The organism is Pseudomonas sp. LTJR-52, assembly GCF_003691465.1.
Classification (GTDB): Bacteria; Pseudomonadota; Gammaproteobacteria; order Pseudomonadales; family Pseudomonadaceae; genus Chryseomonas; species Chryseomonas luteola.
Genome location: NZ_CP033105.1, coordinates 4,317,252 through 4,333,851 on the forward strand (window position 1 = coordinate 4,317,252; position 16,600 = coordinate 4,333,851).

Below are 16,600 nucleotides of genomic sequence, written 5' to 3' on the forward strand. Positions count from 1 at the left end.
ACAACAATAAAAGGCACCCACCATGGCACAGGCAATCGATACGCTTTCGGTTTCGGAAAAAAATGATGCAACTTACCGGCACATCACTTGGCGACTGATGCCACTGCTGCTGGTCTGCTATGTCTTCGCTCATCTCGATCGCATCAATATCGGCTTCGCCAAGCTGCAAATGAGCAGCGACCTGCACTTCAGCGATACCGTTTATGGATTTGGCGCAGGCCTGTTCTTTATTGCCTATGCCCTGTTTGGCGTACCCAGCAACCTGATGCTGGACCGTGTGGGGCCGCGCCGCTGGATTGCCACGCTGATGGTGGTCTGGGGCATCCTGTCCACCGGCATGATGTTCATCGAGTCCGCCACCGGCTTTTATACCCTGCGCTTTCTGTTAGGCGTGGCGGAAGCGGGCTTTTTCCCTGGCATCCTGGTTTATCTCAACCGCTGGTTTCCGGCCCATCGGCGGGCGTCGGTCACTGCACTGTTTGCCATTGCCGTCCCTATGGCAGGGGTCATCGGCGGCCCCCTGTCCGGCTGGATTCTGGAGCTGTTCAAGGACAGCGGCGGTCTGCGGGGGTGGCAGTGGATGTTCATGCTGGAAGGTCTGCCAGTGGTGTTGCTTGGGTTGGTCGTCCTCAAAGCCCTGCCGGACAGCTTCGAGAGCGTCAGCTGGCTTGAGCCTACCCAAAAGCGTCAACTCCGTGATGCCCTGGCGGGAGAGGAGCAGCGCAAAACGATTACCTCCTTTTCAGGCATTGTTCGCAACGGACAGGTGTGGTTGCTCGTGGCGATTTATTTTGCCGTCATGTTGGCCGTCAATACCCTTGCCTTCTGGATGCCAGCTCTCATTCACGGCGCTGGCATCGGTCAAGACAGCAACGTCGGCATGCTCAGTGCCATCCCTTATCTGGCAGGCTGCTTCTTCATGATCGCTGCAGGCCGCTCTTCCGATCGCCACCGCGAACGCCGCTGGCACCTTTGCGTCCCCCTCCTCATGGGTGCGGCCGGTATCGCCATCGCCGGGCTGGCACCTCAAAACACAACCCTCGTCATGCTGGGCCTGGTCATTGCAGGTATGGGCGCAAGCTCCGCGCTGCCCATGTTCTGGCAGTTGCCCCCGGCGTTTCTATCGTCAGGCACACAGGCGGCCGGCATTGCCATGATCAGCTCCTTTGGCAGCGTGGCGTCATTCCTCGCTCCCTACTTTATTGGCTGGATGCGCGATACCACGCAAAGCGCCAGCCTGGCGCTCTATGTTCTAGCGGCGCTCATTGCTGTCGGTGCCTTTTTGGTACTGCGCACCCCTGCCGCCATTGTCAATCCACAAGGAAACTAGCCATGCTCGACAACGCCTTTATCCGCGCGGCCGCTGAACGTCTTGACCAGGCCGAGCGCTCCCGGGAACAGATCGGTCAACTGTCCCTGGAGCAGCCAGGGATCACTATTGAAGATGCCTATGCCATCCAGCGCGCCTGGGTCGAAAAAAAGATCGCGGATGGTCGCAAACTGGTTGGCCACAAGATAGGCCTCACCTCCCGCGCCATGCAGGTGTCATCCAATATCACAGAGCCGGACTATGGCGCTCTGCTCGACGACATGTTTTTCGAAGAAGGAACCGACATTCCCTTTAATCGATTTATCGTGCCACGCGTGGAAGTCGAGCTGGCCTTCGTCCTGGGCAAGCCACTGAAGGGTCCGAACTGCTCGATTTTCGATGTGCTCGATGCCACCGAGTATGTCATTCCGGCGCTTGAGATCATCGATGCGCGTATCCAACAGATCGACCCCCATACCAAGGCTACACGCAAGGTCTTCGACACCATCTCCGACAATGCCGCCAATGCCGGCGTCGTCATGGGCGGCAAGCCGATTCGCCCTCACGCTATCGATCTGCGGCGCGTACCGGCCATTCTTTACCGCAACGGGGTGATCGAAGAATCGGGTGTCTCCGCAGCGGTGCTTAATCACCCGGCCAAGGGCGTTGCCTGGCTGGCCAATAAACTGGCCGCCTATGACGTCACGCTGGAAGCGGGCCAGATCATCCTGGGCGGCTCATTTACACGACCCGTGCACGCAAGCCCGGGCGATACTTTTCATGTGGATTACGACCAGCTCGGCAGCATCGCCTGCCGCTTCGTCTAAGACCGGTTTGGCCTGCGGCAGCGCGCTCCTGCCCAGGCCAACCTCCCGCCGTGAGGATTTACCATGCAGCTTCCTATTAACACCTTCAAACAGCGCCTCAAAGGCGGTGACCCGCTGATTGGCCTCTGGATTGGCCTCGCCAATGCCTACAGCGCTGAATTGGCCGCCAACGCCGGTTTCGACTGGCTGCTGCTTGATGGCGAGCATGCGCCCAATGATGTCCGCAGCCTGCTCGCTCAACTACAGGCCGTTGCGCCGTATGCCACCCACCCGATTATACGGCCGCCCATTGGCGACCCTGTGCTTATCAAACAGCTTCTGGATATTGGCGCCCAGACACTGCTTGTGCCGATGGTGGAATCCGCTGATCAGGCCCGGGAATTGGTAAAAGCCATGCGCTATCCACCCGAAGGCATCCGTGGTGTAGGCAGCGCCCTGGCAAGGGCGTCACGGTGGAACACGATCCCCGGCTACCTGGATCATGCTGATGAACAGATGTGTCTTCTAGTCCAGATCGAGAACCGAACCGGCCTGGATAATCTGGATGCCATTCTGGAGGTCAATGGAGTGGACGGAGTGTTCATCGGTCCTGCTGACTTGTCTGCCGCACTGGGGCATCGTGGCAATCCAGGCCACCCAGACGTTCAAGCCGTAATTGAAGAGGCGATTGTTCGTATTGCTAAAGCCGGCAAGGCGGCAGGTATTCTTTCAGCCGATCAGAAGCTCGCCCAGCGTTATATCGAGCTGGGCGCAGTCTTTGTAGCGGTGGGGGTCGACACAACGGTGCTGATGAAAGGCCTTCAAACGCTGCTAGGCCATTTCAAGCACAACACTCCAAAGCCCACACATGGTGGCGGGGTCTATTAAGGTATGAGGCACCGAGCCTGAACTGAGCCAGCGGCCCTTGGGCCGCTTTACCTGCCCAGCTGATCAGCTGTCATCCCGATCGGGATAGACAAGGCGCTCTTCGTCGTCATCCTCCGAGCCAGGCCGCACCTGTTTGAGCTCTTCCAGCAAGGCGATTAGCGTCTTGAGCTTTTCCTCACCAAATTGCTCCTGGATGCGCTGGTAGTTGGTCTCCATACCCGTGGCCATGGATTCGAAGCACGCCCGGCCACGATCCGTCAGGCTCACGTAAACACGCCGCTGATCCTTGGATGTTTTCCAGCGCTGCACGTACCCGTCACGCTCCATGCGAGACAATACACCGGTCATGCTGGGCTTGAGAATGCAGGCCTGCTTTGCCAGCTGATGGCTCTCCATTTCACCCCGCTGCCAGAGTATCCGAATGATGCGCCATTGCTGTTCGGTAAGGCCGTGCTCATTCAACAACGGACGGAAAAACCCCATGGCCGCTTCGCGGGCCTGCAACAAGGTAAGCGTAAGAGAAGGACGCGGTTTCAGCATGACAATTAGTCACCAGGAGCCATGAAAGATATCGTTGTACGGGCCGGACGCTAGCCCAATGAATAGGTTGGCAGATATACCGCCATTTACCAACGGAGCGGGACCATCGCATATAATTAACATATTAATCAACCATTCTGAATTCCTCTTCGTCCCTCACCCTATTCAAATCGATTGGTGCGTTCACGGCAGCGCAAGCCGCCTTGCCTCATCACACCGGGTGATACCTTGCGGGTGGCAGAGAAGATCAAACCCTGCGGCAGCGACATGCAAGCTCTCTTGATTGACGACTCCTAAGCTCTGGACATGAAGCCTCACCGCTTGCCTTAGAGCCTTGAGAATAGCCAGGAATCCCTTATGTCTACTGCCGAACTCATTACGCCCCTCGAGACTGTTACCCGTTTTCTGTCGCTTACGCATTCCAGCTTCGTGGATGGCCGGCCCAGCACCGCTTCTCGCGGCGATGTCATTGCGGTAAACGATCCCGCTTCGGCCCAGGCCATTTCACAGATAAGGCTGGCCGAGCGGGAGGAAGTAGACCGTATCGTCGAGTCCGCCCGCGCTGCGTTTGTCACGGGCACCTGGAGCAAGGCTCGACCGGCTGATCGTGAGCGCATCCTCCTGCGCTTTGCTGATCTCGTCGAAGCCCACGGCGAAGAACTGGCGCAACTGGAAACGCTGGAACAAGGTAAATCGATCCACATTGCCCGCGCGATTGAAGTCGGCGGCGCAGTTGAATACATGCGTTACATGGCCGGGTGGGCCACCAAGCTTGAAGGGCAGACGCTCGACGTCTCGATACCTGTTCCAACCGGCGCCCGTTACAATGCCTATACGCGCCGTGAGGCAGTTGGCGTAGTGGCAGGCATCGTCCCCTGGAATTTCCCGCTCATGATCGCCCTGTGGAAGATCATGCCGGCTCTGGCCTGTGGCTGCTCCATCATCATCAAGCCCTCGGAAGAAACGCCTCTTACCGTGCTGCGGGTAGCCGAGCTGGCCATAGAGGCCGGCGTTCCGCCCGGTGTACTCAACGTACTGATCGGCCGCGGCTCGGTAGCGGGTGCCGCACTGGTGGCGCACCCCAACGTCAGCAAGGTGTCCTTTACCGGCTCTACGGCCATCGGCAAGCAGATCGGGACTGCCGCCCTGCAAAACATGACACGATTCTCCCTGGAGCTCGGTGGCAAGAACCCTATGGTGCTGCTACAAGACGCCGACCTTGAAAAAGCAGTTGCAGGCGCGCTCATGGGCGGCCTGCTCAATCAGGGTCAGGTGTGCGCCGCCGCTTCGCGCATCTACGTGCCGCAGGCGCTAAAAGCAGACTATGTCGAAGCGCTTAGCGCCGCGGTAAACGGCATGAAGATCGGGCCGGGGCTGGACCCAACCACACAAATCAACCCGGTCGTTTCACGCCGGCACCAGGGCAGTGTTCTTCAGCATCTAGAGCTGGCACGCCAGCAAGGGGCTACTGTCACGACGGGAGGCAATGCACCCGACCTGCCCGGCTATTACGTCCAGCCTACTGTGCTGGCCAACGTTGAGCACCACATGGCGGCGGCGCGCGAGGAGATTTTCGGACCGGTATTGTCCGTTATCGCTTACGACTCACTGGATGAAGCCATCCATATGGTCAACGACAGCCAATACGGTCTCACGGCCAGTCTCTGGACCAATGATCTGACCCGTGCCATGGACCTCATTCCCCGCATCGAGGCGGGCACGGTCTGGGTCAACAGCCACGTACCGGTCGACCCGAACCTGCCTTTTGGGGGCTACAAGCAATCCGGTATCGGGCGGGAGTTCGGCCGCGGCGCTGTCGAAGCCTTTACCGAACTCAAATCCGTGTGTATTGCCTACTGAGCCTGATGAACGCGGCCTGAGCGTGCTCAGGCCGTCATCGACTGGCTACGGTAGTCCCGCGGGGACCTTTCGAAGTGCTTCTTGAACGTCCGGCTGAAGTGAGCCGAGTCGGTAAAACCCCATTTGAAAGCAATGTCTGTGATCGACTCGTTGACCAGACGCTGATCGAGCAGATCGGCAGCGCTGCGTGCAAGTCGGGCACGCTGGATATAACGGCAGACGCTATCGCCCTCTTCTTCGAATAGCCGATACAGCTGGCGGATGGAAATGCCCAGCTGCGCCGCCAGTTTGGCAGGGCTCAAGGACGCATCGGCCAGCTGGTCGTGGATCAGTTGTTCCACTCCGCTTCGCAGTACGCCGCCCTTGGCCTGGAGCTCAACGGCCATTGTGGGCGCACTGGCTGTCAGGGCGGGTTTCAACAGGCTGATCAGCGAATCCTGGAGCGCCTCCCCTTCATCATCCTGCCATTCCTGTGCCGGCATACCCTCGGCCAGCTGGGTACAGATCAGCCGAAGCAACCGGCCGCTGGCACTGCCTGAATTAAGTTTGCCAAAAATATGCTGTTGATCGGCCAGATGTCTGGACACCGCCTCGCGGGGAAGATGAATCGAGCAATGCTCCATCAAACCAAGCGGATTGATTTCGCAGGTGCCTGCAGAATCAACCAGCGCCATCTCACCAGGCACCAGATCGATGGTATGCCCATGCTGCGTGATCTGTGCTCGCCCGGATCGCTGCATGACCAGAAAGCAGTATCGATCACCATCTTGATCATGCCCTCGTTTGCGAGCCAGACAGGCCGCGTTGGTCTTGACCATGGCCAGTTCAAGTCCGGCTATACGCCGTTGGGTAAGCTCGCCGATAAACAGCGAACCGGTCAACGAGGGCTGCGCGGTAAAACGGCGGCCACAAAAAGCGCGAATCGTTTCTAGCCAGATCGAAAACGCATCGAGACGTTGGACTTGCATGGCATTTCACCTCGGCTGTCATTCAGCCTGTTGTTCTTGTAGATAGTTAACATGTTACCAATTTACTACGAAACTACAGAGGTGCAAGCCCTGATTCCATATGAGCTGATGACCGACCTCTCATTTCACTATGCCATGTTCCCTGCCACTGCGGCAGTTTGCGCCCGCCAAAAAAGACTAAATGGCGATAACCCGTTAAACTACGCCTTTTTTTGTTTGGATTTTGAAAGTCGAGGGGTGATTTCGAAGGCGAGGTGCTACTCACGCCAATGAGCACACGCTGCCCTGAGGCCAACGCCCCGAGGCCGTCCTGAATCCACTGCAATACCTCGTCGCATTGCGAAGCGGCGACTGTTTTAGCTTGTACTGAAAGGAAGTAATACCATGGTAATGCACTACTCCACCGGCACTGATCAAGTCGCTTGCGGCCGCAGCAGTCCTAATGTCTCCACCCAGCCTGATCAGGTTACCTGCAAGACATGCCTGCGCTCGGCGGCTTATGCAGCGGCAACAGTAACCGACACTCAGGCTCAGGAGATTGCTGCTCCCGTACCGGCTGCCAAGGCACAGCCTGTTGAGCAGTCCGTAACCTACCGTACCCGTAGCGTTGCGTTTGCCGAGTGGCAAAACAAGCTGGCCGATGGCAGCCGCCTGCCTCGCGGTCAGCATTTCAAGGGGCCGCAAAAGAAAACCGCGCTTTAATGCATTGCAGGGCGCCAGCGTAAGGCATGACCTTACCCTGGCGCCTGTATCAGGTGATCGATCCCGGATAACTACTGCCGCCGATAGGCCAAGCCTGCCTGGGTCGTTACACTTGCCATCCTATCCGTTACGAACAGAACACATGACCCATCGCCTCTTCGCTGGTTTTATGCTCATGGCAGTCCTGCTACTAAGTGGATGCCAGAGCCGCTCTCTGACACCCGTTGAAACCACCTTGCAGGCGCGTCCCCTCCCGCTTGACCAGGTCAGCCGCCAGTCGGAATGCCGCTCCCTTGCCGAGCTCTACTCCAGTTGCTACGTCGCCCTGGCAACCTGGACATACGCCAAGACCGAGCAGAAGGCCACCCCGGAGGAGCTCGAAGCGGCCATGCACGCTGCCAAAGCCCGCGCATTGAAACTAAACTGCCCGACGTTTTGGGAAGAAGACTGACGCCCTGCCTAAAGGCGATTGATCGGAATTTTCAGGAAGGTCGCACCAGACTCATCTGCAGGTGGCATCTCACCCGCCCGGATATTGATCTGGATCGACGGCAGAATAAGCGTCGGCATCGATAGCGTTGCGTCCCGACGGCTGCGCATCTCGACAAAGGCATCTTCGGCAATACCGTCGTGCACATGGATATTGCTGGACCTTTGCTCAGCCACCGTCGTCTTCCAGCATACCTCTCTTCCAGCGGGTGGATAGTCGTGGCACAGGTACAATATCGTCTCGGCTGGTAGCGCCAGTATCCGCTTGATGGAACGGTACAATTGACGGGCACTGCCACCGGGAAAATCGCACCGTGCGGTTCCTACATCAGGCATGAACAATGTGTCGCCTACGAATACCGAATGCTCCGCTACCTGATAGGCCATATCCGCGGGTGTATGCCCTGGAACATGCAGCGCACGCGCCGCTAAACGGCCAATGTGGAACAGCTCGTCCGGCTCGAAAAGATAATCAAATTGTGAGCCGTCCAACCGGAACTCAGGCTCCAGGTTGAAAACATCACGGAAAACGCCCTGAACCTGGCGGATGGGAGCGCCAATGGCAATCTTGCCTCCCAGCATACGTTTCAGGTAAGCCGATGCTGAAAGATGATCGGCGTGGGCATGGGTCTCAAGCAACCATTGCACCTTGAGACTATGCTCCTGAATAAATGCAATGATCCGGTCAGCCCCATGTGTGCTGGTTCGCCCGGCCTTGGCATCGTAATTCAATACCGAATCGATGATGGCGCATTCCGAACCATCCGCCTCGAATACCACATAGCTGATGGTAGCCGTGTCGGCATCGAAAAATGCCTGTACTAAAGGAGTCATGTCTATTACCTCTCCATCGATCTACCTTTTTACAATATATTGAATTATATATTGTATGAAAATAGACTGATTGGACGCATGACGAGGAAGGGACCAATGGCAACTCAGCTTTCTACCACCGAAGTCGCTCTGCTCAGGGCCTCTGCTTCAAAAGCCTGCACGCTGCTAAAAGCGCTGGCCAACGAAGACCGCCTCCTGCTGCTCTGTCAGCTGACTCAGGGTGAGCGCAATGTGGGCGAGCTGGAAGACCTGACGGGTATCCGCCAACCGACGCTTTCTCAACAGCTGAGCGTCCTTCGGGAAGAAGGACTGGTCAATACGCGTCGCGAAGGCAAGTACATCTATTACGCCCTTGCCAGTTTCGAGGTCGTTTCCGTCATGCAGACACTGTCCAGCCTGTACTGCGGTCAGGCCCTGAAAAGCGTGCAGTAAAGAGTCATCTCTACGTTCAACCTGTCTGCGCTAGCGCCATAGACTTTTTGTTGTTTCCTATGCTGTCTGGAGTTGCCCATGGACCACCCCATCAACCGACTCGATGAAACGTTCGCTACGTGCGGACAGCTACAGCTCGATGACTTGCCTGGCATCGCTCAGCAAGGCTACCGCAGCATCATCTGCAATCGACCGGATCATGAAGGTGGACCAGAACAGCCTCTTAGCGAACAACTTCGGCGCCATGCCGAAGCATTGGGCTTGAGCTTTGTCTATCTCCCTGTCATACCCAGCACCCTTCATGAGGGACAGGCCCAGCAGTTACAGGCGTTACTCAGCACGCTCCCCCATCCGATTCTGGCGTTCTGTCGCACAGGTAACCGCTCTACTCAGCTGTACCGAATGGCGTGCGAGAACGAAGCGGCAAGTAGCCAATACGACGTCGTCATCATGGGCGGTGGGTCAGCTGGTATCGGCGTCGCTGCCAGCCTGCTGCGCCGTGCCCCTGAGCTGAAACTCGCCGTGGTCGAGCCCAGCGATCATCATTACTATCAGCCCGCCTGGACGCTTGTAGGGGGTGGAGCCTACGACGCAGCGGACACGGTTCGCCCGATGGCCAGCGTCATGCCGCACGGTGTCACTTGGATTCAGGCATCGGTCAGCGCGTTCGCCCCGGAGCGCCAGAGCGTGCTGCTCAGCAACGGTAAGCAACTGGGTTATCAGCAACTGATCATCTGTCCCGGTCTGCAACTGGCGTGGGAGCGCATCACTGGGCTGGAAGACACGCTGGGCCAACATGGTGTGACGTCCAATTACCGGTATGACTTGGCCCCTTACACCTGGGAGCTGGTCCGAAACCTGAGGCATGGGAAGGCGCTATTCACTCAACCGGGGATGCCGATCAAATGTGCCGGTGCGCCCCAAAAAGCCATGTACCTGTCCTGCGATCACTGGCTGCGACAAGGGGTGCTGAAGAACATCCAGGTCGAATTCAACCTGGCAGGCGCAGCGCTGTTTGGCGTACCGGCCTTTGTCCCACCTCTGATGGCGTATGTAGAGAAATATCAGGCATCACTGGCTTTTCAGTCCAATCTGGTTGCTGTCGACGGCCCTGGCAAAACCGCCTGGTTCGAAGTTACCGCCGCTGACGGTAGCGTGAGCCGTCAAGCCAAAGCGTTCGACCTCCTGCATGTGGTGCCACCGCAACAGGCCCCTGATGTAGTTCGGCGTAGTACGCTGGCCGATGCGGCGGGCTGGCTTGAGGTCGATCCGGCTACCCTTCAGCATCCTCGTCATCCAGACATATTTGCCTTGGGTGATGTGTGCGGCACCAGCAACGCCAAGACGGCTGCAGCAGCACGCAAGCAGATCGTGGTCGTAGCAGAAAATCTGCTGGCCTTGCGCAAGGGGCACCCCCTGCCAAGCCGATATGATGGTTACGGCTCCTGCCCACTTACCGTCGAAAAAGGCAAGGTAATCCTGGCCGAGTTTGGTTATGGTGGAAAGCTTTTGCCGACCTTTCCCTTTGATCCCAAGGTGCCGCGTAAATCCGCCTGGTTGCTGAAGGCCAGCGTACTGCCCCGCTTCTACTGGAACGGCATGCTCAAGGGCCGTGAGTGGCTTACCCGCTGCGCCCAGAATTAAGGGAGCCCGCTTTGTGCTGCTAGCCTCTCTTCTCGGAATCGGTATCGGCCTTGTGTTGGGCCTGACAGGCGCAGGTGGAGGTATCCTGGCGATCCCGGCATTGACGCTTGGGCTGGGCTGGGCCCTCTCTCAGGCTGCGCCCGTTGCGCTGCTTGCAATCGGCACCGCAGCGACCCTGGGTGCAGTGGACGGGCTGCGCAAAGGTCTGGTGCGATATCGGGCAGCGCTACTCATGGCCGCGTTGGGACTTTGCTTTTCGCCACTTGGAAGTCAGCTGGCGCATCACTTGCCCAATCGTACCCTCATGCTTTGCTTCTGTCTGATCATGTTGTTTGTTGCCATCCGCATGCTGCTTCAGAGTCGGGCTACGGTAGATCAAGCCTGTACGACTCACGGCCCGCTTCAAAAAAATTGCATGCTGGATCCAACAACTGGTCGCCTGCATTGGAATGGTCGATGCCTGGCTACGCTTTCGATCATCGGAAGCCTGTCGGGCCTGTTGACCGGTATGCTCGGTGTGGGGGGCGGCTTTCTGATCGTCCCGGCCTTGCGCCAATGCAGCGATATCCGCATGCAGGGCATCGTGGCCACTTCGCTGATGATGGTGGCGCTGATTTCCCTGGGTACCGCAGCCGGTGCGCTTTATCGCGGCGTCACGCTTGGCTTGCAGGCAGAGCTTTTCATAGGTGCCACGCTTGTAGGCATGCTTGCCGGGCGCCTGCTGTGCAAGCATTTACCGGCCCACCTCTTGCAGCGGTCGTTTGCGGTGCTTTGCCTGGGTGCCTGCGTTTACCTGTTCATGACTGTTTTCTAATCAGCTCCGATTAATCTGGTCCTTTAGCCGCAAGAGAGGATTCAATCGATCAAACTGATCTGGGTTTCAGACAGACCCTTACTACCGTAAGACCACGGGAACGCTTAGTACAGCAGACGACTATCTTAGCCAGCACACTTCCACGCTTCACCCATCATTGAGAGCAATAGTTGGCACCAGTAGGATCGATTTCACGCATAGTAGGCGTGTGCGATTCAATGACCTCATCGAAACCAACCACCCCATCGAAGAGGTCATTATCATGAAATACGCCATTGCTACTGCCCTGCTCGCCTCAGCCTTCGCTACCGGCGCGTTTGCTGCAGACTCTCGTTCAGCACAGGACAATATTCCGGTGGAACAGTATCACTACGGCATGAAGATTGATGTCGCCAAAGTCATTTCGATCGAAAAGGCCAACACGAACGACCTCAACAATGCCGAACCTGCCACCATGGTGTATCAGGATCATCAAAGCAACGTGCATAAATTGCAGTACCTGGAAAGCGTTGAACGGCAAAATACGAATGGTTGATACGACTAGTACAAAGCCCCGGCCACGCGGGGCTTTGAGACTTGGCCTGCACCAGCAGCACTCCTTGCTCCCGACTAAGCGCAACGTCCCTATCACACCTCCAAAGCAGATTTCCAGGCGGCTCTGACCTCTCGATCCGGCCATCGGACATCCGATGCTCATCCGCATGACCTAGCGCTGCGCCCCTTCTGAAAACACCGCAGCACGATCAACTTGACAGACCTCCCCACCACACCAAAGATTACACAGAACGTAATCGATTTACGATTTCGGCTGATATTTTGATTGATCTCCAGAACTGCCTTTCTCTGACCGCTAGTTGATTTACGCGCCCATTTTGCCTGCACAAATAAAAACAAAAGGTATTGGCAATGCAGAACCAAATAACCAGCTTTCGCGATGCTCTCGATTCACATCCCGTATCACGCTATCAATGGCAGATACTGGCGCTGCTGGCGCTCTTGCTCATCAGTGACGGTTATGACGCTCAGCTACTGGGCTACGTGGTGCCATCTATCGCCCAGGAATGGGGACTGGAGAAATCGGCCTTTGGACCGGTCTTCAGTGCAAACCTGATCGGCCTGACCGTTGGCTCTCTGCTCGTTACACCACTTGCGGACCGCGTAGGTATCCGGCGAGTGCTCATGAGCTGCGTTCTGCTGTATGCCTGCCTTACCTTCGTCACCGTCTATATCGACTCGTTGCAGGGACTGGCGATACTGCGCTTTTTTTGTGGTCTGGGGATGGGCGGCGCCATGCCCAGTGCAATGGCGCTGATGTCGGACTACTCACCGCCCAGGCTGCGTACCTTGATGGTTACCCTGGCCGCCTGCGGTTTCTCGTTTGGCGGCGCTGCGGGAGGCTTCGTGGCGGTAGCATTCATGGACCGTTTCGGCTGGCATGCCGTATTCGTCATAGGAAGTGTAGCCCCGCTGCTGCTCTTACCTTTCCTGCTCATGCTGCTACCTGAGTCTCTGCCACGTCTGCTAAGGGATGCCCCGCCCTACGCCCGGCTGACCGCTGTCACGTCCCGCATGGTTGCCGGCTGGCAGCCGCCAGCACCAACCGTTGACAGTCAACAGGAGCCTGCCTCTGCCATAGCCGTGGTGGATCTCTTTCGCAACGGATACGCGAGACCTACCCTGTTTCTCTGGGCGACGTTTTTTGTCAGCCTGATCCTGCTTTATTTCATGATCAGCTGGTTGCCCTCTCTCCTTCAGGAAAGCGGTATGCAGCGAAACTCGGCAAACCTTGCCACGTCGATGTTTTTGTTTGCCGGTACATTGGGTGCCATGCTCCTGGCATACTTCATGGACCGGGTGGCCAGCAAGGTTCGCTTGCTGAGCTGTATCCTGGCGGGCGCAGCCGCATTTACCGTGCTGCTTGGGCTGACACATCAATATCAGGCCCTGCTGTTGGTGTTTGTATTTGCCGCAGGCTTTTGCACCATAGGCGGTCAACTGACCTTGAATGCCTTCGCAAGCAATTTCTACCCCGCGCAGGTACGCGCAACTGGTGCAGGTTGGGCGCTGGGCATTGGCCGCTTTGGCTCGATTCTCGGGCCTCTCCTGGGTAGTCTGCTGCTCGGCCTGCATTTGCCAGCCCAAACCATCATTGTGCTGGCTGCTATTCCGGCTATCCTGGCCGCCTTGCTGATTCTCAACGTTAAACCCCCCTCACACAACGCGACGCCCATTAGGCAACATGACCATGGTTCCTCCCTCGGGCCCATCCAGCGCTCCAGTGATCAACCGCCGGCGCTCAAAGGTGAGGCGCGTCTGTAATCGATCACCTCAAGGTTCCGCAGGGGCAGACGACCAACGTCCTGTCCCGCCTGACTTCAGAAAGGCCTTCTCCCCTCCATCCTTGAGTAAAAATCAAAAGTATTCTGAGGATTAAGGGCTTATTCAGATGATATCAACCGATCACACTGAGCTCCGAACCTTTTGCCTGGGACGCAGCCGTGTCCCTCTAATCCTTTCGGAGAGCCCGTTATGAGTATTCCTTCCTTTGGCCTTGGCACCTTCCGTCTCACAGGACAGACCGTCATCAACTCGGTACGCCACGCTCTTGACTTGGGCTATCGTGCAATCGATACCGCACAGATCTACAACAACGAAGCAGACATTGGGCAAGCGATTGCCGAAAGCGGTATCGCACGCGACCAACTCTTTATCACGACGAAAATCTGGGTAGACCACTACGCCAAAGACAAACTGATTCCCAGCCTGCAGGAAAGCCTGAAAAAACTCCGGACCGACTTCGTGGATCTGACGTTGATCCACTGGCCCGCACCGGGTAATGGTGTGGGGCTACCCGAATTTATGGAAGCATTGGCCCAGGCGCAGCACCAGGGCCTGACACGCCAGATTGGTATCTCCAACTTCAACATCGAACTGACCCGACAAGCCATCGACATTGTTGGTACGGATGCCATTGCCACCAACCAGATTGAGCTTAGCCCTTACCTGCAGAACCGTAAGCTTGTTCAATATTTGCAGGAGCAGAATATTCCAGTGACCTCCTATATGACTCTGGCCTACGGGAAGGTACTCAAGGACCCTGTCATTAATGCCATTGCCCATAAGCATCAGGCAACGCCAGCGCAGGTTACGCTCTCTTGGGCGTTACAGCTGGGATATGCAGTCATCCCTTCCTCGACCAAGTTAGAGAATCTGGCCAGCAATCTGTTAGCCCAAGAGCTGCGTCTGGATCAGGAGGACATGGCAAAAATCGCCTTACTTGAGCGAAACGCTCGTGAGGTCAGCCCTGAAGGGCTCGCACCCGCTTGGGATTAATCACCTGCATGACCGTAACGTACGGTACTCTTCGAATGCCGTTCTATTGTCTTCAGGCCGTATGCTGGCCTGCCCTGTTTCTTTCATGCTAGGAGAATCGCTGTGACTAACGCCTATGCTTCTATCGAGATCGATGTGGATGCTGAGCAGATATGGCAACTTATGGGAGGCTTCGGCTCCCTGCCTGACTGGCTGCCGTTTGTAGTCGAGAGTCAGCTGAGTGAAGGGGGTCGGGTCCGACATCTGAAGGATATCGAAGGTAACGTCATCATTGAGCGGCTGTTAAGCTTTAACGAGGCTGAAAAAAGCTACCGCTACACCATCATCGAAGGACCTGCCCCGATCAAGGACTACGACTCTACGCTGCGTGTACTCACTGATGTATCAGGAAAGAGCGCCAAGGTTGAATGGTTCTGTACCTTTACAGCGACCCATATCAGCCAGGCGGAGGCTGAAAGTCTATTCACGCAGTTCTACCAAGATGGGCTGACGGCGCTCAAGCAGGCAGTCGAGGCTTGGTAGCCGCTTGAAAACATAAAAGCAACGATACGCCTGCTTTTGCAACCTCACGGCGGCCCTTCGAGGCCTGCCGTGATAAACCTGAACGGCCCGCTACTCCGCTTCGCTGAACTGCATTTCCGGCGGTTGAGTACGAAACCCGTGCGTGAGTTTGCCTAGGTAGATAACTCCGAGTGCGAGCCAGCTCAGCCCTAATAGAATGGCCATCGAGTCCAGGCTGATCATGAGGTAGAGATCTGCGCTGAGTCCCAGCAACGGGCAGATGAGAAACAACAGGATTTCACGTATACCGCGCTGAGTCGCACCGAGATAAAAGTGAAAGATTACCGCAAGGTTCACCAGGCTGAACGCTAAAAATGCGCCGAAGTTGATGAACGAGGTCGATGTCGCTACATCCAGCTTCAATGCCAGTAACGCAACAACGCCACACAGGAACAGATTGTTGACTGGCGTACCGAAGCGCCTTGAAAGCTGACCGAAAAACGACTGGGGAAGCACACCGTCACGGCCCATGGCAAACAGTAGCCGTGAGACGCTGGCCTGCGCAGCCATACCAGACGTGAACTGCCCCACAATCAGCCCCATCAGAAACAGCGAAACAAAGATATCGCCGCCAATGTTACGGGCAATCTCATAAGCTGCAGAGTCGACATTGGCGAACGCCATGCCTGGGTGTACCCGCTGGACCCAATAAGATGCCAGGATAAACATCAGTCCGCCGACTAGAGTAACCAGCAGGATTGCCTTGGGTATCGTACGCTCCGCATTCCGGGTTTCCTCCGTCAGGGTACTTACGGCATCGAATCCAAGAAACGAATAGCAGGCTATTGCCGCGCCGCTCATGACCAGCGGCCACTGCAAATGACCGTCCGTAAACGGTGCCAGCGTGAACAACGACTCGCCAGAGCCCTGTACATAATGGACGCACAGCACTACAAAGGCAGCCAGTACCAGGAATTGAACCAGCATCAAGGCTGTATTAATCGTACTGGCAAGCTTGAGCCCCACTACGTTGATCACCGTAGTAAGTGCGATGAAGCCCAATACCCAAACCGCTTGAGGGATAGCGGGAAATGCGGAACTCAGGTAGGCAGCTCCAATCAGCCAGATCGCCATAGGCAGAAACAGGTAGTCCAGAAGAACCGCCCAGCCGGCGATAAAGCCCAGCTTGGGGCTTATAGCCTTGCGTACATAGGTATACGCGGAACCTGAAACCGGAAACGCCGCCGCCATGCGACCATAACTGATGGCGGTAAACAACATGGCAACCAGCGCTACCAGGTAGGCGGAAGGTACATGCCCACCTGTGCTCTGGGCAAGAATTCCAAACGTGCCGAGCACAATGATGGGCGTCATGTAAGCGATGCCGAACAGCATCACCGCCCCTAACGAAAGGGTGCGTTGCAGATGGGCCATGAACAACTCCGTATAGTGATTGTTGATACCGCGCTTACGCGGTCGG

17 protein-coding genes are annotated in these 16,600 nt (G+C 56.7%); 13 read left to right on the top strand and 4 right to left on the bottom strand.

Annotated elements, in window-relative coordinates; genetic code table 11:
* Positions 1–22: 22 nt before the first annotated feature.
* The 3 genes from EAW52_RS20150 to hpaI all read left to right on the top strand — a co-directional run bounded on the left by EAW52_RS20150 (position 23) and on the right by hpaI (position 3,003).
* Positions 23–1,330, top strand: a complete 1,308-nt coding sequence (locus tag EAW52_RS20150; protein WP_122043777.1) for an MFS transporter — start codon at positions 23–25, stop codon at positions 1,328–1,330.
* 2 nt (positions 1,331–1,332) lie between these two features.
* On the top strand, positions 1,333–2,136 hold the full coding sequence (gene hpaH, locus EAW52_RS20155; protein WP_122043778.1) for a 2-oxo-hept-4-ene-1,7-dioate hydratase: 804 nt from the start codon (positions 1,333–1,335) through the stop codon (positions 2,134–2,136).
* A gap of 63 nt (positions 2,137–2,199) precedes the next feature.
* The gene (hpaI, locus tag EAW52_RS20160) at positions 2,200–3,003 is read left to right on the top strand and encodes a 4-hydroxy-2-oxoheptanedioate aldolase (protein WP_122043780.1); all 804 of its coding nucleotides are present in this window, start codon (positions 2,200–2,202) and stop codon (positions 3,001–3,003) included.
* A 63-nt stretch (positions 3,004–3,066) separates the two neighbouring features.
* Here hpaI and hpaR read toward each other — a convergent pair whose 3' ends face one another.
* The gene (hpaR, locus tag EAW52_RS20165; protein ID WP_122043781.1) at positions 3,067–3,543 is read right to left on the bottom strand and encodes a homoprotocatechuate degradation operon regulator HpaR; all 477 of its coding nucleotides are present in this window, start codon (positions 3,541–3,543) and stop codon (positions 3,067–3,069) included.
* A gap of 357 nt (positions 3,544–3,900) precedes the next feature.
* Between hpaR and EAW52_RS20170 the strand changes: the two genes are divergently transcribed.
* The gene (locus tag EAW52_RS20170) at positions 3,901–5,403 is read left to right on the top strand and encodes an aldehyde dehydrogenase family protein (protein WP_122043783.1); all 1,503 of its coding nucleotides are present in this window, start codon (positions 3,901–3,903) and stop codon (positions 5,401–5,403) included.
* Between the two features lie 26 nt (positions 5,404–5,429).
* Here the strand turns inward: EAW52_RS20170 and feaR are convergent, their stop codons facing one another.
* Positions 5,430–6,371: a transcriptional regulator FeaR gene (feaR, locus tag EAW52_RS20175; RefSeq protein ID WP_019366232.1), complete on the bottom strand. Its 942-nt coding sequence runs from the start codon at positions 6,369–6,371 to the stop codon at positions 5,430–5,432.
* A gap of 384 nt (positions 6,372–6,755) precedes the next feature.
* Here feaR and EAW52_RS20180 point away from each other — a divergent pair, with 384 nt between their 5' ends.
* Both EAW52_RS20180 and EAW52_RS20185 read left to right on the top strand, forming a co-directional pair.
* Entirely contained in the window at positions 6,756–7,073 is a 318-nt protein-coding gene (locus EAW52_RS20180) for a hypothetical protein (protein WP_122043785.1), read from the top strand.
* 142 nt (positions 7,074–7,215) lie between these two features.
* Entirely contained in the window at positions 7,216–7,524 is a 309-nt protein-coding gene (locus tag EAW52_RS20185; protein ID WP_122043786.1) for a hypothetical protein, read from the top strand.
* Between the two features lie 8 nt (positions 7,525–7,532).
* Here EAW52_RS20185 and EAW52_RS20190 read toward each other — a convergent pair whose 3' ends face one another.
* Entirely contained in the window at positions 7,533–8,396 is an 864-nt protein-coding gene (locus tag EAW52_RS20190; RefSeq protein WP_122043787.1) for an MBL fold metallo-hydrolase, read from the bottom strand.
* Positions 8,397–8,492: 96 nt separating this feature from the next.
* Between EAW52_RS20190 and EAW52_RS20195 the strand changes: the two genes are divergently transcribed.
* From EAW52_RS20195 to EAW52_RS20225, 7 genes are all read left to right on the top strand, one after another.
* Positions 8,493–8,828 (top strand): helix-turn-helix transcriptional regulator, encoded by a 336-nt coding sequence (locus EAW52_RS20195; RefSeq protein ID WP_010799015.1) that lies wholly within the window; start codon positions 8,493–8,495, stop codon positions 8,826–8,828.
* A 78-nt stretch (positions 8,829–8,906) separates the two neighbouring features.
* The gene (locus EAW52_RS20200) at positions 8,907–10,472 is read left to right on the top strand and encodes a bifunctional protein tyrosine phosphatase family protein/NAD(P)/FAD-dependent oxidoreductase (RefSeq protein WP_122043788.1); all 1,566 of its coding nucleotides are present in this window, start codon (positions 8,907–8,909) and stop codon (positions 10,470–10,472) included.
* Positions 10,473–10,485: 13 nt separating this feature from the next.
* Positions 10,486–11,286, top strand: coding sequence for a sulfite exporter TauE/SafE family protein (locus EAW52_RS20205; protein WP_122043789.1), 801 nt, complete (start codon positions 10,486–10,488; stop codon positions 11,284–11,286).
* A gap of 262 nt (positions 11,287–11,548) precedes the next feature.
* Positions 11,549–11,821 (top strand): DUF2790 domain-containing protein, encoded by a 273-nt coding sequence (locus EAW52_RS20210; RefSeq protein ID WP_122044873.1) that lies wholly within the window; start codon positions 11,549–11,551, stop codon positions 11,819–11,821.
* 371 nt (positions 11,822–12,192) lie between these two features.
* Positions 12,193–13,605: an aromatic acid/H+ symport family MFS transporter gene (locus tag EAW52_RS20215; protein WP_122043791.1), complete on the top strand. Its 1,413-nt coding sequence runs from the start codon at positions 12,193–12,195 to the stop codon at positions 13,603–13,605.
* A 210-nt stretch (positions 13,606–13,815) separates the two neighbouring features.
* Positions 13,816–14,619 carry a 2,5-didehydrogluconate reductase DkgB gene (gene dkgB / locus EAW52_RS20220; RefSeq protein WP_122043792.1) on the top strand — a complete coding sequence of 268 codons (804 nt, stop codon included), beginning with the start codon at positions 13,816–13,818 and terminating at the stop codon, positions 14,617–14,619.
* Positions 14,620–14,721: 102 nt separating this feature from the next.
* Complete coding sequence (locus tag EAW52_RS20225; protein WP_122043794.1) at positions 14,722–15,141, top strand: SRPBCC family protein; 420 nt, start codon at positions 14,722–14,724, stop codon at positions 15,139–15,141.
* Between the two features lie 90 nt (positions 15,142–15,231).
* On the opposite strand, the gene EAW52_RS20230 is transcribed toward EAW52_RS20225, so the two are convergent.
* Positions 15,232–16,554: an APC family permease gene (locus tag EAW52_RS20230; protein WP_122043795.1), complete on the bottom strand. Its 1,323-nt coding sequence runs from the start codon at positions 16,552–16,554 to the stop codon at positions 15,232–15,234.
* Between the last annotated feature and the right edge of the window lie 46 nt (positions 16,555–16,600).